The 22,085-nt window shown below is 65.9% G+C and carries 12 protein-coding genes; 8 read left to right on the top strand and 4 right to left on the bottom strand.

Annotated features, from left to right (window positions below; all coding sequences use genetic code 11):
• The first annotated feature begins 51 nt into the window (after positions 1-51).
• The 7 genes from R2R70_RS15150 (at position 52) to betT (ending at position 11,748) form a co-directional block, all read left to right on the top strand.
• A complete protein-coding gene (locus R2R70_RS15150) occupies positions 52-1,434 on the top strand; it encodes an efflux RND transporter periplasmic adaptor subunit (RefSeq protein ID WP_410978430.1) in 1,383 nt (460 codons plus the stop codon).
• Positions 1,431-4,556, top strand: coding sequence for an efflux RND transporter permease subunit (locus R2R70_RS15145; RefSeq protein ID WP_410978429.1), 3,126 nt, complete (start codon positions 1,431-1,433; stop codon positions 4,554-4,556). Before R2R70_RS15150 ends, R2R70_RS15145 begins: the two co-directional genes overlap by 4 nt.
• Positions 4,553-5,971, top strand: a complete 1,419-nt coding sequence (locus tag R2R70_RS15140) for an ATP-binding protein (RefSeq protein ID WP_410978428.1) — start codon at positions 4,553-4,555, stop codon at positions 5,969-5,971. The genes R2R70_RS15145 and R2R70_RS15140 overlap by 4 nt, the downstream gene beginning before the upstream one ends.
• 33 nt (positions 5,972-6,004) lie before the next feature.
• Positions 6,005-6,748, top strand: a complete 744-nt coding sequence (locus R2R70_RS15135; protein WP_410978427.1) for a response regulator — start codon at positions 6,005-6,007, stop codon at positions 6,746-6,748.
• A 199-nt stretch (positions 6,749-6,947) separates the two neighbouring features.
• Positions 6,948-7,343 (top strand): hypothetical protein, encoded by a 396-nt coding sequence (locus R2R70_RS15130; protein WP_410978426.1) that lies wholly within the window; start codon positions 6,948-6,950, stop codon positions 7,341-7,343.
• 243 nt (positions 7,344-7,586) lie between these two features.
• Positions 7,587-8,732: a Spy/CpxP family protein refolding chaperone gene (locus R2R70_RS15125; RefSeq protein ID WP_404325320.1), complete on the top strand. Its 1,146-nt coding sequence runs from the start codon at positions 7,587-7,589 to the stop codon at positions 8,730-8,732.
• Between the two features lie 976 nt (positions 8,733-9,708).
• Entirely contained in the window at positions 9,709-11,748 is a 2,040-nt protein-coding gene (gene betT / locus R2R70_RS15120; protein WP_043334330.1) for a choline BCCT transporter BetT, read from the top strand.
• Positions 11,749-11,931: 183 nt separating this feature from the next.
• On the opposite strand, the gene R2R70_RS15115 is transcribed toward betT, so the two are convergent.
• From R2R70_RS15115 to ptsP, 3 genes are read right to left on the bottom strand one after another with little or no spacing between them, the layout of a single operon-like run.
• Positions 11,932-13,719, bottom strand: coding sequence for a PTS fructose-like transporter subunit IIB (locus R2R70_RS15115; protein ID WP_410978425.1), 1,788 nt, complete (start codon positions 13,717-13,719; stop codon positions 11,932-11,934).
• On the bottom strand, positions 13,716-14,759 hold the full coding sequence (locus tag R2R70_RS15110) for a 1-phosphofructokinase family hexose kinase (RefSeq protein WP_410978424.1): 1,044 nt from the start codon (positions 14,757-14,759) through the stop codon (positions 13,716-13,718). Before R2R70_RS15110 ends, R2R70_RS15115 begins: the two co-directional genes overlap by 4 nt.
• Complete coding sequence (gene ptsP, locus R2R70_RS15105) at positions 14,759-17,839, bottom strand: phosphoenolpyruvate--protein phosphotransferase (protein WP_410978423.1); 3,081 nt, start codon at positions 17,837-17,839, stop codon at positions 14,759-14,761. The genes R2R70_RS15110 and ptsP overlap by 1 nt, the downstream gene beginning before the upstream one ends.
• A gap of 387 nt (positions 17,840-18,226) precedes the next feature.
• Between ptsP and cra the strand changes: the two genes are divergently transcribed.
• Entirely contained in the window at positions 18,227-19,234 is a 1,008-nt protein-coding gene (gene cra / locus R2R70_RS15100; RefSeq protein ID WP_410978422.1) for a catabolite repressor/activator, read from the top strand.
• Between the two features lie 73 nt (positions 19,235-19,307).
• On the opposite strand, the gene R2R70_RS15095 is transcribed toward cra, so the two are convergent.
• The gene (locus R2R70_RS15095; RefSeq protein ID WP_410978421.1) at positions 19,308-22,034 is read right to left on the bottom strand and encodes an ATP-binding protein; all 2,727 of its coding nucleotides are present in this window, start codon (positions 22,032-22,034) and stop codon (positions 19,308-19,310) included.
• Positions 22,035-22,085: the final 51 nt, after the last annotated feature.

Here is a 22,085-nt window from a genome sequence, read left to right as displayed (position 1 = left end):
GGCCAGAAGACGGCTGCGCATCAGGCCAGTCACTTTTCGTTCGGAGTCCGCATGGACCATAGCCCTGAGACGCCAGCGTCGTCTTCCGCGTCGCCCGCCCCTGCCGGCCGCCCCGCACCCTCCTCGCGGCGCCTGATCTGGATGCGCCTGCTGGCGCTGATCATTCTCGCGCTGGCGATCGCGCTGGCCGCCTGGTGGATGAATCATCGCCCCGGGGCGCCGAAGCGTGCCCCCAGCGAGGCGCCTGCGCCCACGGTCGAGGTGGTGACGGTCAACCATGCCGCCAACGCCCCGACGCTTGAGGGCTTCGGCCGCGTGATCGCCGATCGTCAGACCACGGTCTCCACGCGCGTCAGCGGTCAGCTGGCGCCCTTCCCCGAAGGCATCGAGGCCGGCCGCGAAGTCCGCGAGAACCAGCTGCTGGCCAGCCTCGACCAACTGGATTATCAGCTGGCACTGCGGCAGGCCGAGGCGGATCTCGCCACGGCAGAGGCCAGCCTCGCCTCTGAAAAGGGCGAGCAGATCCGCGCCGCTTCGGAATACAAGACCTTCGGTCGCAACCTGCCGGCGGCCCAGAAAGCGCTGGTCCTGCGCGAGCCTCAGCTCAAGTCGGCCCAGGCCGCCGTGGAAAGCGCCCGCGCCAGCCGCGATCAGGCCAAGCTCAATCTGGCACGCACCGAGATTCGCGCCCCCTACGACGGTCTGATCAGCGAGCGGCTGGTCGGCGAAGGCAGTGATCTCAATGCCTTCACCGACCTGTTGACGCTGGTGGCCACCGACCGCTTCTGGGTGCGCCTCAATCTGCCGCAGGCAGACATGGAGTGGCTCTCGACCCACGCCCGTGATGGCCAGGGCACGCCGGTTCTGCTCTCGAGCAAGGCCTGGCCGGATGGCCAGCACCGCCGTGGCGAAGTGTGGAGCGTGCTGCCGTCGCTGGAAGACAACGGCCTGCTGACCCAGGTGATGGTGGCGTTGGAAGACCCGCTGGCGCTCAATGTCTCCGAGGAGGCGCGCGCCAGCACCCCGGCACTGCGCATCGGCGATGTGGTCGAGGCGACCCTGACACCCCAGCGCACCGCCTCGCTGATCGAACTGCCGATCAGTGCGCTGCGCAGCGGCCAGCAGGTCTGGGTGCTGACGGAGGACGGGCATCTCGAGAAGCGCTCGGTAGGCGTGCGCCATCTGGGCAATGACACCCTGCTGGTCGCCGACGGTCTGGTGGACGGCGAGCGCGTCATCACAAGCTCCCTGAGCAGCGTCGAAGCCGGCATGGCCCTGCGCGCGCGCGGCGATGCGGTGACGCCGACCGCCAAGACAACTGATACCGAGGCGGCTGACGACAAGACGACGGCTGGCGACAAGAGCACCGCCGCTGGCGACAAGAACACCACGGTTGCCGACAAGAGCGCCACGACCACCGGAAGTGACTCATGACGGCACAGTCGCGCCTCAAGGGCCCCATCCGCTGGATGCACGATCACGGCGTCGCCGCCAACCTGCTGATGCTGTGTCTGATTCTCGGCGGCCTGCTGATGTCCAGTCAGATCAAGAAGGAGGTCTTCCCCTCCTTCGAGCTCGAGATCATCAACGTCAGCGTCAGCTATTCCGGTGCCACGCCGGATGAGGTCTCCGAGAGCCTGTTGCAGGCGATGGAGTCCGCGGTACAGGACGTGGAGGGCATCGAGGAGATCACCGCCACCGCCGAGGAAGGCCTCGGCTCGCTGTCCATCGAGCTGCAGGACGGCGTCGAGACCATGCGCGCCTATCAGGACATCCAGCAGGCCATCGACAGCATCACCACGCTGCCCGATGAATCCGACCCGCCCGTCTACTCGCTGGCGGGCCGCTCGCGCAGCGTGATGGAGCTCAAGCTGCATGGCCAGACCGATGACCAGACCCTGCGCAATGTCGCCGAGCGTCTGCGCCTGAGCCTGCTCGACAGCGACGACATCACCAAGGTGGAGCTGACCGGCATCCGTGACCGCGAGGTGCATGTCGCGCTGGATGAAGGCGCGCTGCGTCGCTATGGCCTCTCACATCAGGATATCGCCGGTCTGATCGGCAATCAGGCGCTCAACCTGGCCGGGGGCAGCCTCGATACCCAGCAGGGCGAATACCTGGTGCGCTATGAGGCGCGTCGCGACGGCGCCGCCGAGTTCGCGCAGCTGCCGGTGATCTCCAGCCAGGAAGGCAATGTCGTGCGTCTGGGCGATATCGCCACCGTCACCGACGGCTTCGCTGACAGTGACAAGGAAGTGCTCTACGACGGCGAACCGGCAATTGGTCTCGACATCTATCAGGTTGGCTCCCAGACGCCCAACGAGCTGTCCGCCGCGACCATGGCGATGCTGCCGCAATTGACCGCCAGCCTGCCGCGCGGACTGACGCTGAGCGTCGAGGACGATGACTCGCTGGTCTACCAGGACCGCCTGGAACTGCTGCTCAAGAATGCCTGGATGGGGCTGGTGCTTGTGCTGGTGCTGCTGGGGCTGTTCCTCGAGGCGCGTCTCGCCTTCTGGGTCACGCTGGGCATTCCCACCGCCTTCCTCGGCGCGATGCTGTTCCTGCCGCTGGTCGGCGTGTCCATCAATATGATCTCGATGTTCGCCTTCATCATCGCGCTGGGCATCGTGGTCGATGACGCCATCATCGTCGGCGAGAACATCCACTCGCACCGCGAGCGCGGCGCCAGCATGCGCGAAGCCGCCATTCTCGGCGCGCGCGAGATCGCGGTGCCGCTGGCGTTCTCGATCCTGTCCAATATCGTGGCCTTCATTCCGCTGCTGTTCCTGCCCGGCTTCCTCGGGCTGGTATTCGGCATAATCCCGCTGGTGGTGATCAGCATCTTCGCGCTGAGCTGGATCGAGGCGATCTTCATTCTGCCCGCGCACCTGGGTCACACCAGCGAGAAGCCGATCCGCTGGCTGGCACCGCTGGACCGCGTGCGCCATGGCGTCCAGCACGGGCTCGAGCGCTTCACGCGTCGCCGCTTCCAGCCCTTCCTCGAAGGGTGCCTGAACTATCGTGGCCTGACAGCCATCTGCGGCCTGGCGCTGCTGGTGCTGGCAATGGCCTGGATGGCCAGCGGCCGCCTCGGCTTCTCGCTGATGCCGCGTGTCGAGTCCAACCGTGCCGGTGTCACCGCCAACCTGCCGGTTGGCAGCCCGATCAGCCAGGACCGCGAAGTGCGCACCCTGCTGCTGGACGCGCTGGAGCGGGTCCGCGAGCGCGACGACGCCCCCGCGATCTATTCCACCAGCGCCGAGATCGAAGGCAACTCGCTGAGCATCATCGCCAATCTGGACACCACGGTGGAGGACAACTGGTCGCCCTCGCAGCTGATCAGGGCCTGGCGTGAGGAAGCCGGCACCATCGCCAATACCGAGTCGCTGCTGTTCGAATCCGATATCGGCGGGCCGGGGCGCGGCGCGGGCCTCACCATCCGCCTCTCCTCGTCTGACAGCGGTGCGCTGATGGCCGCCGCCGAGTCGCTGGCGACGTCGCTTGAGGATTACAGCTCGCTGTCCGACATCGACAGCGGCCTGGATGACGGCAAGCGCGAGCTCTATCTGCAGCTCAATGCCTACGGCCGCTCGCTGGGACTGGATGGCGCCACCCTGGCCAACCAGCTGCGTGGCCCGCTGTCCGGCGCGACCGCCCTCAAGCAGCAGCAGGGTCGCAATGAGGTCGAGGTCAAGGTGCTGCTGCCCGAAGACCAGCGCGCAAGCCTCGCCCAGTTGGAGAACTTCGGCGTGCAGACCGGCAACGGCGTCAGCGTGCCTCTGGGGCTGGTGGCCGACATCGAGCAGGGACGCGCCGCGTCCAGCATCCTGCGCATCGACGGGCGCCGCGTGATCGAGGTCACCGCCAACGTCACCCCGTCCGACGCGGTCAGTCAGGTGATCACCAGCCTGGAAAGCGACGTCTACCCTCAGCTGAAGAGCCAGTATCCGAGCCTGAGCATCGGCTATGGCGGGCGTCAGGAAGAGACCGCCGACAACCTGGGGTCACTGCAGGTGTCGTTGCTGCTGACACTGGCGGCACTCTATCTGCTGCTGGCGTTGCCGTTCAGAAGCTACCTGCAGCCGCTGCTGGTGATGACGGCGATCCCCTTCGGCCTGATCGGCGCGGTCATCGGCCATCAGCTGATGGGCTATGGCCTGTCGGTGATCAGTCTGATGGGCATGCTGGCGCTGTCGGGCATCGTCATCAACGACGCCCTGGTGCTGATCGACTACGCCAACCGCCAGCGTCTGGCCGGCGCCACCGCGCGTGAGGCGATCATCATGGCGGCCACGCGGCGTCTGCGTCCCATCCTGCTGACGACGCTGACCACCTTCTTCGGCCTGGCGCCGATGATCTTCGAGACCTCGCGCCAGGCGCGCTTCATGATCCCGATGGCGGTCTCCATCGGCTTCGGCATCCTGTTCGCGACGGTGATCCTGCTGATCCTGGTGCCCTCGCTCTACCTGTTGCTGGAAGACCTGCAGCACAACCTGCGCCGCCTGCTGGGGCTGCCGCCCCGCACCCCGCGTCATGAGGAGCAGCCATCATGATGCCCGCCGTCACCGCCTGGCGCTCACGGCTGTCCGTGCGGCTGTTCGTGATCCTGCTGCTGACCAATGTCGTGATCGGCGGCAGCATCTACATGTTCATCTCCCACAGCATGGACAGAGGGTTCGCGGAGTATCTGGAGCAGACCCAGCAGGAGCGCATCGAGCTGATCTCGTCCGATCTGGTCAGCGCCTACGCCGCGGAAGGCAACTGGGACTGGATGAAGAGCCGGCGCAACTGGGGGCGCATCGTGCATTCCCAGGCGCCGCCGGACAGGTTCGAGATGCCGCCGGGCGCCAACATAAATCGCCCCCAGGACTACATGCTGCGCGATACCCGCGGCCAGCGCCTCAATGGGCCGCCGCGCCCCATCCCCGGCATGCAGTTCAAGGACCTGATACTGAACGGCGAGAAGATCGGCGAGCTGGGCTACCTGCCGGTGAGTGAATTCCTGCGCCGCGGCAAGGACCAGTATCTGGAGCGTCAATCGCGCAATCTGGCGACCATCATCCTGTCCTCCACCTTCGCCTCGCTGCTGGCGGCGGCCGGTATCGCCTGGTGGCTGGGCCATCGGGTGCGTGACCTCGCCAGTGGCGCCAGCCGTCTGTCGAGTGGCGACTATGCCACCCGCCTGCCTGTGCGCGGGCGGGATGAGCTGTCGCGACTGGCCGGCGACTTCAATGCGCTGGCGCAGACGCTGGAGACCAACCGCGATTCGCGCCAGCGCTGGGTGAGTGATATCTCCCATGAGCTGCGCACGCCGCTGGCGGTGCTCAAGGGCGAGATCGAGGCCATGCAGGACGGCATCCGCCCGATGAGCCAGGACAGCCTCGGCTCGCTGGAGCAGGAAGTGGACGCCCTCAACCGCCTGGTGTCGGATCTGCGCCTGCTGGCCCAGAGCGATGCAGGCACCCTGGAAGCCTGGCGCGAGCCGCTGGAGCTGGATGCCCAGCTCAGCGATAGCCTGGACGACCTGCGCGGCTGGTTGGAAGACAGCGGCATCCAGCTGGAGACCGACATCCAGCTGCCACTGCGCGTGCAGGGCGACATGCAGCGCCTGCATCAGCTGTGGAGCAACCTGGCCAGCAACACCCGTGCCTACACCGACTCGCCCGGCAAGTTGAGGGTCAGCCTGCTGCACGAGGCCGCCTCACCCGGGGATGGCGCTGGCCACCCAGGCTGGGCGGTCGTGCGTTGGGAAGACTCGAGCCCCGGCGTGCCAGAGGCCGAGCTTGCCCACCTCACCGAGCGCCTCTACCGGGTCGAGAACTCGCGCAATCGCTCCAGCGGGGGTTCAGGGCTGGGCCTGTCGATCGCCAGCGCGCTGGTCAGTGCGCATGATGGCCAGCTGGTGCCGGGACAGTCATCGCTGGGCGGACTGCGATGGGACATTCGCCTGCCGCTGTTGTCTACTTGAAACAGTCATTTTCATCTGCAAGGACTCTTGACCATGAGCGACGTTCACGCCGACACCACTGACGCCCGGGCCGAGACCCAGAAACCGCTGATTCTGGTGGTGGAAGACGAGCCCAAGATCGCAAGCCTGCTGTGCGATTATCTGGACGGCAGCGGGTATCGCACCTGGCATGTCGACGACGGCAACGCCGTCATCGCGGCGGTCAATGACGAGACACCCGCCCTGGTATTGCTGGACCTCATGCTGCCGGGCACCGACGGCCTGACCCTATGCCGTCAGCTGCGGGCCGAGGACAACCTGCTGCCCATCGTGATGCTGACCGCGCGGGTCGAGGAAGTGGACCGCCTGCTGGGGCTGGAGCTGGGCGCCGATGACTACATCTGCAAACCCTTCAGTCCGCGTGAGGTGGTGGCGCGCATCAAGGCCGTGCTGCGTCGCAGCCAGGCGCTTGATCAGACCCTCTCGCAGACCTCCGACAAGGGCCAGCTGGTGCTCAATGAGGAAGGTTGGCAGGCACTGGCCGATGGCAGCGACCTGGGCCTGACCGCGGTCGAGTTCCAGCTGCTCAAGGTGATGATGCAGTCGCCGGGGCGCATCTTCTCCCGCGACCAGCTGATGGACCACATGTACCGCGACCACCGCATCGTCTCCGAGCGCACAGTGGATTCCCACGTCAAGAAGCTGCGCCGCAAGATCGCCAATGTCTGGCCGGAGCGCGACGTGATTCGCTCCATCTATGGGGTCGGCTACAAGTTCGAGCCTGACGTGCTGGACTGATATCTCGCCTCACGCAGGCATCGAAACCTTTCAGAAACATGACAACCGCCGTCTGTGGTCACAGACGGCGGTTGCGTTTTTGTTGCACCCACGGTGCGAACTTGCTGTCCAACTGCGACGGATACTGTCATCACTGCCTAAGCGAGAGCCATTTACTGCTGCTCAAGCGCGGGTCTACGCCACAAGTGAGGTATTCGTCATGTCCCACAGTCCTGCCAGTCGTGCTCTCTCCCGCACTCGCCTGATCGGTGCCGGCGTACTGAGCGTCATGCTGATGGCATCACCGCTGAGCGTGACCAGTGCCAGCGCCGCCGATGTCTCGCTGAACGTGCTGCTGGATGGCATCAGCCTGAACGTCAGCCAGCGTGCCACCCTCGACAAGCAATATCGCTACTATCGCCAGCAACGTCAGGCCGCAGAGAGCCATCACGACGCCAAGGCGCTTGCCAAGGCGCGCAAGGCCTACCTGGCCGATGTCGATCGCGTCCTGAACCGCCATCAGACCCAGCGCTTCCACCAGCAGTTCGACCGCCACTATCCGGCGAATGCCCAGGCGAACGCCAAGGCGGCGAAGAAGAGCCACCACGGTGGCTGATGGCAACCGCGTCTGAGTGCCCCGGGTTGAAACCTGGCGTCATCACCTTGATCAAGGACTCAGTCCCTACTGGATTCAGACCACAAGATCACGCTGCAGAAAAGACACAGCAAGCCGTTGCATGTTCCGCCAAGGCGCGTTGCACGCAACCCCATGAAACGTTGCACAATGCCGGCACATTCACTGCTGATAATGCTCTTATCGCTTGATTCCGGCCCTTTATCTAGACACTCGGAGTACGCCATGAACCGCATTTCTCGCAAGCTCATCGTTTCCGGTCTGCTGACCGCCCTGGCACTGCCGATGACCGCTGTGGCCTCAAGCAACGACAAGCACCATGATGGCGCCGACCGCAAGGAAGGCCTCGACAAGATTCTCGCCAGCTGGCATCTCAGCGATGAACAGCAGCAACAGCTCGACGCACTCAAGCAACAGCAGATGGAAAGCCGCAAGCAGCTCAAGGAGCAGAAGTTCGACTCCCGCGAAGCGCGCCGCGACGCCATCCAGGCACAACGTGAAGAACACAAGGCCGCCCTGGCAGAGATTCTCGACGAGAATCAGGTCAAGGTGCTCGAAGCCTACTGGGCTGCCGGCAAGCCAATGCACGGCAAGCACATGGGCAAGCATGACGGCAAACGTCACGGCGAAGGCAAGCATGCTGACGAGCGTGGCGGCGAGCGCGGCGGCAAGCACATGGCCGAGAACGGCAAGCAGCGCATGCAGCTGATGGGCGCCCTGTTCGACAGCTGGGACCTGGATGACGATCAGCGCAGCGCCCTCAAGGACTCCTTCAAGTCCATGCGTGACGATATGGAGTCACTCAAGAAGACCGACTTCGACTCGCGTGAAGCACGCAAGGCCGCCTTCGAGGAACTGCGCAAGACCCAGCACGATCGTCTGGCCAAGGTGCTGGATGACGACCAGATCAAGGTGCTGGACCTGATGCACCAGCGTGACAAGCGCGGTCCGAAGATGGCCGACCGTCAGCAGCAGGAAGGCATGAAGGCGCTGCTGGCCAGCTGGAACCTGAGCGATGACCAGATGCAGGCGCTCAAGGAAGTCCGCAAGGAAATGCGTGACGAGATGCATGACAGCATGAAAGAGATGCACGACGACATGCGCGATGCCATGCAGGACGCCGACACCAAACAGGAGCGTGTCGCCGCCCGCCAGGAAATGCGCAAGGAAATGAAGGAGCAGCGCCTGGAGCTGCGTGAGGAAGGCCGCGAGAAACTCGCCGATGTGCTGTCCGCCGAGCAGCTCGATGCACTGGAAGCCTTCATGGCCAACGGCATGCGCCATCACGCTGGCAAGCATCATGGCGGCATGAAGGGCGGCGACATGAAGCGCGGCCCGATGCATGACGCCGACCAGTCTGAAGATGCCTGAGTCGGGCCATCACCCGGGCAGCTGAAAGCCGGCTGATCGTGGGTCCGGCGAGGTAAGAACCGGACGGTCGCGCCCCGGACGATCCACGCCCCAGACACAGCCATTCAGCTGCCCTGCTGACGTCACTTTCGCCGCCCCGGCCACGATTCTGTGGTCGGGGCGGCGTCGTTCTGTCCTTTTACCGACAGCGATTTTTCCAAGCACGACACCGCGCCTGCGAGGCTCTGCCATCGGGCCTCGCGACGACGTGATCGCGACACGAGGATAAGCGGAAGCGACAGTTGCACTGCCTTTTTCCCCAAAGGGGGTTATATTTTTATTGAACAATCAATTAAAATAATTCTGCAAGGCTTTGAGCATTACACGGCGTGATGATGTGAGTCGCGTTTTCCTGACTGCTGAGCTCCCCTCCGCTGCCGATCTCGACCGGCGGCAGCAAGACGGGATGCCTGCAACCGTCACAGGAAAGCGGACCCGGCAGATGCCGACGAGACTGACGCCTGCCATCCCGGCAACTTCAAGGGAGCAAGCGATGGCGACCGCCACGGACTCGCGAGCAGACACCGGAGTGACCCGCCCCTTCGCGAGAAGGCGGGTGACGTCCAGGGACGCCGAGTAGACGTTCGAAGTGATGAGAGCAGCACGATGAAGGCACAGCGTTCCCCAGCGCTCGGCCTGCCATCGTTCTTCTGCGGCCAATCTGGCCTGCAGAAAAGGGGCCGCACCACGGTGCGCGCCCGGCGTCTCTCATGAATTGCCCATCGGCATTTCTTGCTTGCTGCCCAGCGATGCCCCTGCAATCGCGTCGTCACGGCAGTCGACACTGCCGCTGCTGCAAGTTCCGCCCCGCGCGTGAGCTGAGCACGGCCCGTGCCGTTCGTGTCCGTCTTTTCCTGCACGCCACCCGCACTTTCTGCGGCTGACGGGCAGCTAAGCACCACGCACGAGTGAAACTTCCCCTGATAAGGAGTTGCTCATGCAGAAACCTGCTTCCGCCGAGAACGCCACGCCGTCCTCGAGTCGTATCAACCCGACGGTCTTCTACGGATCGATCATCGGTATCCTCGCCTTCCTGGCCTTCGCGATGCTGTTCACCGAACAGGCCGACGCCTGGATCGGCAGCGCCCTGGGCTGGACCATCGATACCTTCGGCTGGTTCTACATGCTGGCCATCGTCGCCTATCTGGTCTTCGGCGTGCTGATCGCCTGCTCGCGCTTCGGGCGCATTCGCCTCGGGCCGGACGATTCACGCCCGGAATTCTCGCTGCTGTCCTGGTCGGCGATGCTGTTCGCGGCCGGCATCGGCATCGACATCCTGTTCTACTGCATCGCCGAACCGCTGTCCCACTACGTGGCGCCGGTGACCGGTGACCCGCAGACCCAGGCGGCAATCCGCAATGCCATGGTGGAAACCTTCTTCCACTGGGGCCTCTCCGGCTGGGGCATCTATGTGCTCGCCGGCATGTCGCTGGCCTACTTCAGCTACCGCCACCGCCTGCCGCTGGCGATCCGCTCGGCCTTCTACCCGCTGCTCGGCAACCGCATCAATGGCCCGATCGGCAACGCCGTGGACATCTTCGCGATCATCTCCACCGTGTTCGGCATCGCCACCTCGCTGGGCATCGGCGTCATCCAGCTGAATTACGGCCTCAAGTTCATGCTCGGCGTGCCCGAGAACCTCGCCGTCCAGGCCGCGCTGATCATCGGCGTGATGGTACTGGCGACCATTTCCGTGATCACCGGTGTCGAGAAAGGCATCCGCATGCTGTCCGAATTCAACATGCTGCTGGCTACCGCGCTGCTGATCTTCGTGCTCGCCGTCAGCGACACCTCGCAGCTGCTCAACGCCCTGGTGCTCAACGTCGGTGACTACATCACCCAGTTCACCGCCAAGAGCTTCGATACCTACGCCTACACGCCGGGTACCGATGAGTGGATGAGCGGCTGGACGCTGTTCTTCTGGGGCTGGTGGATCGCCTGGACCCCGTTCGTCGGCCTGTTCCTGGCACGTATCTCGCGTGGCCGTACCATCCGTCAGTTCGTGTTCGGCGCGCTGCTGATCCCGCTGAGCTTCATGATGGTGTGGATGAGCGTGTTCGGTAATTCCGCCATCGACATGGTCGCCAATCAGGACGTCGCGGCACTGGCCACCGAAGCCCTGAACGCACCGCAGAACACCATCTACACCTTCCTGGAGCAGCTGCCCTATTCCACCATCACCACCGCCGTGGTGGCGATTCTGGGTATCGTATTCTTCGTGACCTCCGCCGACTCCGGCGCCCTGGTACTGGCCAACTTCACCTCCATCCTCAAGGACGTGAACCACGATGCGCCGATCTGGCTGCGCATCTTCTGGTCCGCCATCATCGGCCTGCTGACGCTGGCACTGTTGATGGTCGGGGGGCTGAGCGCGCTGCAGAGCGCCGTGGTGATCACCGCCGTGCCCTTCTCCATAGTGCTGATCTTCATGATGATCGGCATGTACAAGGCGCTGATGATCGAGGACCGCAAGGAGAACGTGCGTCAGGACAACAGCTGCGTCTACGAAGGCGTCGACTGGCATGAGCGTCTGGACCACGTGCTCGACTTCGCCCAGAGCGGCAGTTCCGAGGCGACTCTCAAGCGCTCCATCCGCCCGGCCCTCAACCAGTTGGCCGAGGAGCTCAATCGTCGCGGACAGGTCTCGAGCGTCACCGAAGAGACGCTGGAAGATGAGCCGCTGCCCCGCGTGACGCTGGAAGTCGAGTTCGAGGACGCCTCCAACTTCGTCTACCAGGTGCGTGCGGTGCGCCAGCAGACGCCGAGCTTCATCGACGCCAATGACGACTTCTACCTGCGTCTGGAAGTGCACCTCTCCGAAGGTGGCAGCGGCCAGGAGCTCAACGGCCTGTCGCGTGCCCAGGTGCTCGACGAAGTCGTCACCGCCTACCAGCAGCATCTGGCCTTCGTGCGCCACGATACGGTCAATGAAGCGCCGGCGATGCCAGGCGTGATCGGCAAGTCCGAACTGGACTGATCGGTGTTGGACTGATCAAAGCTGGACTGATCAGAACTGAACTGACCGAAGCTGGACTGAGCCGTCGCTGAGCGCCTGCGCTCGGCCTGCAATGCAAAAAGCCCCCGCCGGGAGACCGGCGGGGGCTTTTTGCGTCTTGCCTTGTGCGTTTGCGGCTTGTGTCCTTACCTGCTTGCCAGCGGCTCAGGTCGCGGCAGCGGTCTCGACCTGCTGGGCGCCCTTCTTGATCAGCGCATAGCCGATGCCCGTCACCAGGGTGCCGGCGACGATGGCGCCCAGGTACATCAGCGGCACGTTGATGGCGTTGGGAATCAGCAGCACGAACAGCCCGCCGTGCGGTGCCAGCAGCTTGGCGCCTATCAGCATCGACAGTGCGCCGGTAACGGCACCACCGACCATGCAGGCCGGAATCACGCGCAGCGGGTCCTTGGCGGCGAACGGAATCGCACCCTCGGAGATGAAGCACAGGCCGAGAATGAAGCTGGCCTTGCCCGCCTCACGCTCCGGCTCGGCGAACTTGGCACGCGCGATGAAGCTGGCCAGCCCCATGCCCAGCGCCGGCACCATGCCAGCCGCCATGATGGCCGCCATCGGCGCATAGGTCTCGCTGGCCAGCAGGCCGACACCGAAGGCATAGGCGGCCTTGTTGACCGGGCCACCGAGGTCGAAGCACATCATCGCGCCGAGCAGAATGCCCAGCAGCACGGCATTGGCCGAGCCCATCGATTCGAGGAATTCGGTCAGCGTCGCCATCAGCCCCGCCACCGGCGTGCCGACCACGTAGATCATCACCAGACCGGTGACCATGCTCGCCACCAGCGGGATGATCAGGATCGGCTTGAGCGATTCGATCGACTGCGGCAGCTTGACGAAACGGCTCAGCCCCAGCGCGCTGTAGCCCGCCAGGAAGCCGGCGATGATGCCGCCGAGGAAGCCGGCGTCTAAGGTAGAGGCTAATAGCCCCCCGATCATCCCGGGTGTAATCCCCGGTCGATCGGCGATGGAATAGGCGATATAGCCTGCCAGCATAGGAATCATTAATTCAAAAGCAGACTTTGCGCCGATCTGCATCAAAGCAGCGGCCAGTGAATTCTTTTCCTCAGATGCATTAATGCCGAACATGAAGGACAGCGCGATCATCAGGCCGCCCGCCACCACCATCGGCAGCATGAAGGACACGCCGGTCAGCAGGTGCTTGTAGGGCCCGCGCTTCTCGCCCTTCTGCTGGCTGCCCTGACCGCCCGCGGCGGTGGCGGATTCCACCTCGGCGCCTTCCAGTGCCTGCTCGATGGTATCGCGCGGCTTCTTGAGCGCGGTGCCGGTGGAGGTGCGCCAGACCCGCTTGCCGGCGAAGCGTGTCGGGTCGACCTCGATATCACAGGCCAGAATCACCACCTCGGCCGCGGCGATCTCCTGCTCGGTCAGCGCATCCTGCGCGCCCACCGAGCCCTGGGTCTCGACCCGCGTCGGGTAACCCAGCGCGCGCCCTGCCTCGCTCAGGGCCTCGGCGGCCATGAAGGTATGCGCCACCCCGGTCGGGCAGGCGGTGACCGCAACGATGGACGGCTTGTGCGCCACGTCTCCACCAGCTGCGCTTGCTGCGCCGCCGGCCGTCGTGCTGACAGTCGCAGCCACGTCGGCGATGTCCTTGGCTTCCAGCACGCGGGCACGGGCCTCGGCATTGGCCAGGAAGGCGGCGGGGTCCGGCAGCGCCTCTTCGATGGGCGCGACATGCACGCGCTTGCCGACGAAACGCTCGAGGCCGGCGCTGGTCATCGGCGACGCCGCGACGATCACCAGCTCGGCGGCGGCGAGCTGGGCATCACTCAACACGAGTTCACGCTCGAACTGCGAGCGCATGTCGATGAGGGGTTCCCAGTCGCGACGACGGGCGGCCTGCTCCAGACGGCGCGCCGCCAGGAAGCTGGTCGCCATGCCGCTCGGGCAGGCGGTAACGATGATGACATTCATGGGCGTGGCTCTCCGGCTGTCGCGACCTCGGCACTGGCCAATGTCTCGATGCTGGTGTGTTGTTGGAGGGTTTCAAGCTCCGGGGCGGCGGGATTGCCCGGCCCCGGGTGAGTCACGGCCTCGGCGGAAAGCGCCGCGGCATGACGCAGAATTTGTTCACGCATGGCCGCCGTGGGTGTCGGATGGCAGAGCACCCCATGCAGCATGGCGGCCAGCAGGGTATCACCGGCACACACGGTACTGACCACTCGCATGCGCGGCGGGCGTGCCCGCAGTGTCTCGGCGCCGGGGCTTGCCCACAGCACGCCTTCCGGACCGGCAGAGATCAGCGCCTGCTCGATGCCGTGCTCGACCAGACTCGCCAGCGCGCGCTGACGGGCGGCGTCGCTCTCCAGCGGCTCGCCCGCCCACAGCGCCAGTTCCTGCTCGTTGGGCTTCACGCCGCTGGGCGGCACCGCCAGACCGGCTTCGAGTGCCGTGCCGCTGGTATCCAGCCAGCAGGCAATGTGGCGGGCACGCACCCGCTGCACCAGGCTCGCCAGCTGCTCGCTGCTGACGCCCGGCGGCAGGCTGCCGGCGATGACGACGGCACAGCGCTCCGGGCTACCCTCGGCCTGCTGGCGATCGATCCAGCCATCGATGCGCGCCTCAAGCCGCGTGAAGGCAGCCTCATCGACCTGCATGCCCGCGCCGTTGATATCGGTGACACGGCCACTGGCCTCCCCGAGCTTGACGTTGATGCGGGTCGCGCCCGCGACGCGTTCGAAGGCATCACTCAGCCCCCACTCGGCGAAGGCGGCCTCGAAATCGGCCTGGTTGTCGGCGCCCAGAAAGCCGCTCAGCGTCACCGGATGGCCCAGTGTCGCCAGTACCCGGGCGACGTTGATGCCCTTGCCCGCCGCCTCGAGATGGTGGCTGCGCGCCCGGTTGACCTTGCCCGGCACCAGGCTGTCGAGGCCGATGGTCATGTCCAGCGCCGGGTTGAGCGTCACGCACAATACCGGGCAGTCGGCGGCCTGACGCGTCGTGTTGTCACTCATCACACTGACTCCCGCGGGCTGTGTCCATTACTGGCCGCACTACTGTCCGGATTACTGGCCGCACTACTGTCCGCATCAGCGTCCGCATGACTGGCCGCAGCGCCTGAGGTGACCTCGGCAACGGAAGGCTCGCCCTGCTCGAGCAGCGCTTCCAGAGCACTGCGCACATCTTCCGAGGTCGGCTGGGCCAACGCGACCCGCGCCTGCTCACGCGCCGTGGCCAGGTCCAGCTCGCGCACCCGCGCCTTGACCAGCGGAATCTGGCGGCTGGACACCGACAGCTCATCCACGCCCAGCCCGACCAGCACGCCGACGGCCTGGTCATCACTGGCCAGCTCACCGCAGACGCCGACCCAGGCACCGTGGGCGTGGGCGGCACTGACGGTCATCTCGATCAGGCGCAACACCGCCGGATGCAGGCCATCGGCCTGCGCCGAGAGCGTCGCATGGCCACGGTCGATCGCCAGGGTGTACTGGGTCAGGTCATTGGTGCCCACCGAGAAGAAGTCGACTTCCGGCGCGATGCTGGCCGCCGTCAGCGCCGCCGAGGGGATCTCGATCATCACGCCGACCTGCACGTCGCGCACCGGCGGCTGGCCATGTTCGGCCGCGTAGGCGGCGTCCAGCTCGGCACGCACGCGATCGACGATGGCACGCGCGCCACGCAGCTCGGCCAGGTCCTTGACCATCGGGAACATCAGGCGAATCGGCCGCGCCCCGGCGGCCGTCAGCAGCGCCCGCACCTGGGTCTCGAGCACTTCCGGGCGGGTCAGGGCGAGGCGAATGCCGCGCAGGCCGAGGAAGGGGTTGTCCTCACGCGGCAGCGGCCAGTACGGCAGCGGCTTGTCGCCGCCGACATCCAGCGTGCGCGCCACCAGCGGCCGTCCCTCGAGCGCATCCAGCGCCTCGCCGTACTGGGCGGTCTGGGTGGCCAGATCCGGCGCCTGCGGGTGCGCCATGAACACGAATTCGGTACGCAGCAGGCCGACACCCTCGGCACCACGCTCAACGGCGTCGCCGGCATGGGCGGTGTTGCCCAGATTGGCGACCACCTCGACATGATGGCCATCCAGCGTCGTGGCGGGTGCCATGCGCGACTCCCAGGCGGCGGCCTGGCGCTGCTCATGCCCGGCGATCGCCTCTTCGGCGCGCGCACGGCGACTGGCCGAGGGCATCACGCTGACGCGGCCTCGTTCACCATCGACGATCAGCTCGCTGCCATCGGCGATCGCCAGCACGCTCGGGCCAGCCCCGACCACCGCCGGAATGCCCAGCGAGCGCGCCAGAATCGCGCTGTGCGAGGTCGCCCCGCCCAGCGCCGTGACCAGACCCCGCACGCGAGTGGTATCCAGGCGCGCCACATCCGACGGGCCGATGTCCTCGGTCACCAGCACATGCGGTGTCTCGGGGGCGCTGGGCAGCGGCGTATCGGTCAGCACGCCGAGCACTCGCCGCCCGACATCGCGCAGATCGGCGGCGCGTTCGGCCAGCAGGCGATCGGCGAGGTTCTCCTGGGCGCTGGCGGCGCTGTCGATGGCCGACCACCACGCCGCTTCGGCGCTGTGGCCTTCATCGAGGCTCTCGCGCGCCGCGGCAAACAGCTCCGGATCGCCAAGCATCTCCTCATGCATCGAGAGAATCTCGGCCATCTCGGCGCCTTCGGCGCGATTGACCAGCGCCAGCAACTGCTCGCGCGCGGTCTGGATACTGGCCACCAGGCGCTCGGCCTCACGATCGGCGCCGGCATCGCTGCGCGTCTCGTAGACGAAGCGCGGCAGGCGCATCACCCAGCACGGCGCGATGGCCATGCCCGGCGAGGCGGCCACCGCGGGCACCACGCTGTCGGCGGCGGGAGCAGCCTGCTGGGTGTCGCGGGTGGCTTGCTGCTCGCTGGCCTCCAGCGGCGTGGCGGCGTCGGCGCGCCAATCGGCCAGCGGCTCTACCGCCTCCCCGAGACCGGCCTGCACCGCGCTCACCATCATGCTCAGCGCCGCCTGATTGGCCGCCGAGTCATCGCCGGAGGCGCTGAAGATCAGCGTCTGGCCGCGGCGTGCGCCCAGCCCCAATACCTTGGTCAGACTGGCGGCACTGACCACACCGCTGTCATCGCCTTCCAGTCGCAACGCCGGAATGACGCCATGCTGCTCACCGGCTTCGCGCGCCGCCTGTACCAGCTGCTTGGCCGGACGCGCATGCAGGCCGTGGGCATTGAGCAACACGACCTGAGCCAGCTGCGCCGTGGCGGACTCCCCCGACAGCCGCGCCAGCAGGGCGCTGGCCGACAGGCCCGGCAGGCTTTCGCCCGCGCCCTCTTCCAACAGCGTCAGCAGGCGCTCCAGCAACGGCTGATGCTGGCCCTGCTGAGCATCGACTGCCAGACAGGCCAGCGCAGTGATGCGCCCGTGGCGCGTCTCCAGTGCCTTCTCCGGCGTGACGATGGCCAGCGCCGAGCGGGTGACATCCTGCTGCGACTGCGCCAGCCACACGCCCTGCCCCAGCGCCACCGGTTGGGCGGCGAGCATGGCCGAGATGAAACCATCACTGACACAGCCGGCCTGGCGCAGGCGCGCGGCCCCCGCCAGCACCAGCTCGTCACGATCGCGCGCGGGGAAGCCGCACAGCAGCGTCTCGGCATCCAGGCGCGGCGGCACCACCTCGCGGCCCAGCTCGCTCAGCACTTCCTCGGCGGTGGTCGCCGAGGCCAGGCGCTCACTGACGCCATCGCGATCGAGCACACGCGTCAGCGCGCGCAGGATGTCGAGATGCTCATCGGACTGTGCCGCGATGGTCACCAGCAGGAAGACGCGATTGCCGTCGTGCCACTCCACGCCCTGCGGGAACTGCAGGACACGCACCCCGGTGGCCAGCACGGCCTCGCGGCTGTCCGGCGTGCCGTGGGGAATCGCGATTCCCTGCCCCAGGTAGGTGGAAGACTGGGCTTCACGCGCCAGCAGGCCCTCACGGTAGTCGGGCGTGGCGCGCCCACCGGCGACCAGGGCATCGGCGGCCTGTTGCAAGGCATCGCGCCAGTCGCTGGCATGGGCGGCGAGAAGGATGTCCTCGCGATCAAGACTGAGCATGGCTGGCTCCTTGAGGCTCCCTTCTGATGAGGAGCCTGGATGTTGGCGGTGCGCTGCAAGCGTGTCTTTCAGCTGCCGCGACACGTCACTTGGCGAGTTCCGACAGGGTAGCGGCGTCATGACGTGATGACGAGCGTGCTGAATCGTGTCACCTCAATAGAGCTCATGCTGGCCGTTTTCTTGCGCCCGATCAAGCGAACACAAACCGAAAACGTGCTTCTGGTGACTAGACATTGGGTGTAGAGCCGCCTGTGGCGCGGGCTCGAGAGGTGTCGAGCGAGGCGTGCCCGGCGCAGAGAGGATTTGCACCCGAGCCCACAAGTGCGCATCATTCCTCGCACATGGAGCACGCAGATCCCGTTCCCCCTTTCCAGCAAGGACAGTGGCATGACCCTGGCAGAAATCGCGCGTCTTGCAGGCGTTTCACGCACCACCGCCAGTTATGTGGTCAATGGGCAGGCACAGGCACGACGTATCAGCCCCCAGACGGTCGAGCGCGTCATGGCGGTGGTACAACGTCATCACTATCGGATCGATGCCCAGGCAGCCGCGCTGCGGCGTGGCGAAAGCCGCACGCTGGGCTTCATGCTGCCGGACCTGGAGAACGCCAGTTATGCCCGCCTGGCCAAGTTGCTGGAGCGCGGGGCGCGTGAGCGCGACTATCAGCTGTTCATCGTCTGCTCCGACGATGAGCCGGAAACCGAGCGCGAGCTGGCGCGCATGCTCAAGGCGCGGCGGGTCGATGCGCTGATCACCGCCAGCTGTCTATCACCCGATGACCCCTTCTACCGCGAACTGGCGCTGGATGGCTTCCCGGTCATCGGTGTAGATCGCGCGCTGGATACGCGCCACTTCGCCAGCGTGGTCAGCAACAATGAAGATGCCGCTCGCCAGCTGACCGAAGCCGTGCTGGAACACGCGCCGCAGCGACTGCTGTGGCTGGATGCCTTGCCGGAGATCGATATCACGCGGGCGCGCGCCAGCGGCATGCAGGCGGCGCTGGCGCACTATCAGCAGCGCTCCGGCAGCAGCGAGCTTGAGGCCACCACCCTGCATGCCGCGCGTTACGAGCGCGAGGCCGGCGCGGCGGCGCTGACCGAGCATCTCCGCCATTCACCGCTGCCGGACGCCATCGTCACCGCCTCCTACACCCTGATGGATGGCGTGCTCGATGTGCTGTTCGCCGAGGGGCCGCCGGCCAATCCGCCCAAGGCGATGGCCAGCTTCGGCGACGACCGCCTGCTCGACTTCCTGCCGCTGCCGATCCATTCACTGCCCCAGCGTCACCAGCAGATCGCCGATGCGACGCTGACGCTGGCACTGCAGGGCATTCAGGGCAAGACCACGCCCGGCGTGACGCTGGTGGAACGCGAACTGCGCCGCCGCCAGCACTGAGCTGATGTCTTAGGTGATGTGCCTGGCCGAAGGCGGCTTTGCTGGCGCCAAGCTGTGCTGGCGCCAGGCTTTGCTAGCGCCAGGCCTGACCGGCATCGTGGGCGATGCGGTGATCACTAATCTCGGCCAGCAGCGCCGCCACCGCGGCCTCGATGCGGGTGCGCGGCGTGTCGGATGCCAGCAGCAGCTCCAGCTGCAGGGCGGCATCACGCAGCAGGTCGTGATCCAGGGTGGCGGCGCTGCCCTTGAGCAGATGGGCTTCATGCTGCAACTGCTTCAGGTCCATATGATCCACCGCCCGTGACAGGCGCTGGGACTGCTGCTCTAGCTGCTCCTCGAAGGCCGCCTCGAGGGCCGCGATGCTGTCGGCATCCAGCTCATCCTGCAGCGCAGGCGTCGCAGCCTGTGCAAGCTCCGCCGCTGAGCCGCCAGATGTCCACGACTCCTCTGTGTTCATGCGCGTGTACCCCCCATCTGCCCCTTCCCGTTCGCCTTCGCCCTCAGGCTCACGCCGCTCGACGCGATCAGCCGCCGCCGGCTCACTGACCTTGTCTGCTTCAGCTTCAGTCTCAGCTTCAGCCTCGGCCTCTGTGGCACGCGCCTGGACCTCATGGATCATGCGACGCCGCGCAGCGGGAGAATCGAGTGATGCCACCAGTGACGCCGCACGCGCGAGTGCCTCACCGGTTTCCGGCGGTGCCTCGAAGTGAGGCGGCCGCTCAGTGGTAGGGGAATAGTTGATCGGGTCGAAGGGCTGGGTGCTGGCGAGGGCATTGACGCGCCATTCGCCGAGGTCCTGGCTGCCCGACTGCCAACGCGCCAGCATGCTGGCGAGCTGCTGGCGCCGGATCGGCTTGGACAGGAAGTCGTTCATGCCCGCCGAGAGGCAGCGCGCACGCTCCCCCGCCGCCACATTGGCCGTCATCGCGACGATAAGGCTCGGCGCACGCCTGTCACTGTGCTCCATGGCACGCCAACGCCGCGCCACCGCAAATCCATCCAGTCCCGGCATGCGCAGGTCGAGCAGCACCAGCACCGTATCGCGCTGGCGCGCATACCACGCCAGCGCCGCCTCGCCACTGTCGACCGTCGTCACCGTGTAGCCCAGGCCACTGAGCATGGAGTGGGCCACTTCGCGATTGATGTGATTGTCGTCGACCACCAGAACATGCTCGCCCCGGCTGAGCGGCAGGGGCGCGGAGGTGAAGGCCGGTCGCTTGAGCGCCGCGGCGCGTGGCAGCGGCAGCTCGAACCAGAAGCAGGCGCCCTTGCCCGGGCGTTGCTTGAGGCCCAGTCGCCCGCCCATCAACTCGACCAGCCGCCGCGAGATCGAAAGCCCGAGTCCGGTACCGCCGAAGCGACGCGCAGTGGAGGCATCGCCCTGGGTAAAGGGCTCGAACAGCTGGGCGGCCTGTTCTTCACTGACCCCGATGCCGGTGTCATCGACCTCGAAGCGCACGCGCCCCGCCGGCAATGCCTCGACCAGCAGACAGACACGCCCCTGCTCGGTGAATTTGAAGGCATTGGAGAGCAGATTGAGCAGCACCTGACGCAGACGCACCGAATCGCCCATGACCTGCTCGGGTAGCTGGGCGGAGCGGCGGTCATCGAAGACGATGCGCGTGCTGTCCATCTGCGGCAGCAGCAGGTCGATCACGCCATCGATGGCCGTGTGCAGTTCGAAGGGGCGTCGTTCGACGCTGAGCTTGCCGGCCTCGATCTTGGAGAAGTCGAGGACATCATCCACCAGCCCCATCAGCACTTCGCCGCTATCGCGCAGGCTGCTGGCATAGCGATGCGCACTGCTCTGCAGCGGTTCGGCCAGCAACAGCTCACTCATGCCGATCACACCATTGAGCGGGGTGCGAATCTCGTGGCTCATGGTGGCCAGAAACTCGGACTTGGCGCGACTGGCCTGTTCGGCCCGCGCCGCCTCGTGCTTGAGGGCCGACGACATCGCCAGCATCTGCAGACGGGCCTGTTCACGTCCGCGGGCCTGCAGCCAGACCTGACGGCAGACCATCAAGGTGGCCAGCAGCATCAGCGCCAGCAGCAGCAACATCAGCTGCACCAGGCTGTCGCGGCTCTGACGCTCGTGGGCCAGCTCCTCGGCCAGACGTGCACGTACCCGCAACAACAGCGTCTGGGTGGTATCGGCCAGCGCATCGCTCAGCTTCTGGAACTCCGCCGCCTCGCGACCCTCGGGCCCCAGCACCTGGGAGCGCTGTGCAGCGTCAATGTCTGCGGAAGCGTCGTCAGCCTGGGCGCCCTGCACCGGGCCCGTGCCCTCGAACACCGGGCCATGCCGCCACTTTTCCAGCCGCAGATCGAGATACTCGATCTGGCTCATCAACTCATCGGCCAGCAGCGGCACGGCCGGCAGGGTCATCAGGTGGCGCTGGAAATCCCCCCGCCGGAAGATATAAGTGCGGCTGTAGAGCAGCTCGTAATTCTGCAGCACCTCATTCCAGATGCTGGCACGATCGGCTGGCCCGGCGACGCGATAGCGCGCTATCGAGGAGGAAAGGCTGACCGCCTCGCGATCCAGCTTGTAGATCGACCAGACGGCGTCGTCGCGGGTGCGGTCTTCCAGACTGACCTGGTTGTGCAGGATGGTGCCACCGATGCCGATGGAGGCCAGCAGACACAGGATGCTGATTGCCATGCCCAGCCACAGCGGCCAGCGCGCGGGGGAATTGCCGCTTCCGCCCACACCCGACGCGGCAATGCCCTGATCAGCAAGGGACTGATCAGCAGCGGTGCCTGAAAGCGGGGATCTTTCATCCGGCGACTGATTCACTGCATGACTCCATGTCATCTTGCGCCTGAGGGGTCAGGCGCCAGCCCTCGC

The organism is Cobetia sp. SIMBA_158 (assembly GCF_046566945.1).
Taxonomy (GTDB): Bacteria; Pseudomonadota; Gammaproteobacteria; order Pseudomonadales; family Halomonadaceae; genus Cobetia; species Cobetia amphilecti.
This window is presented reverse-complemented; position numbering and strand designations above follow the sequence as displayed.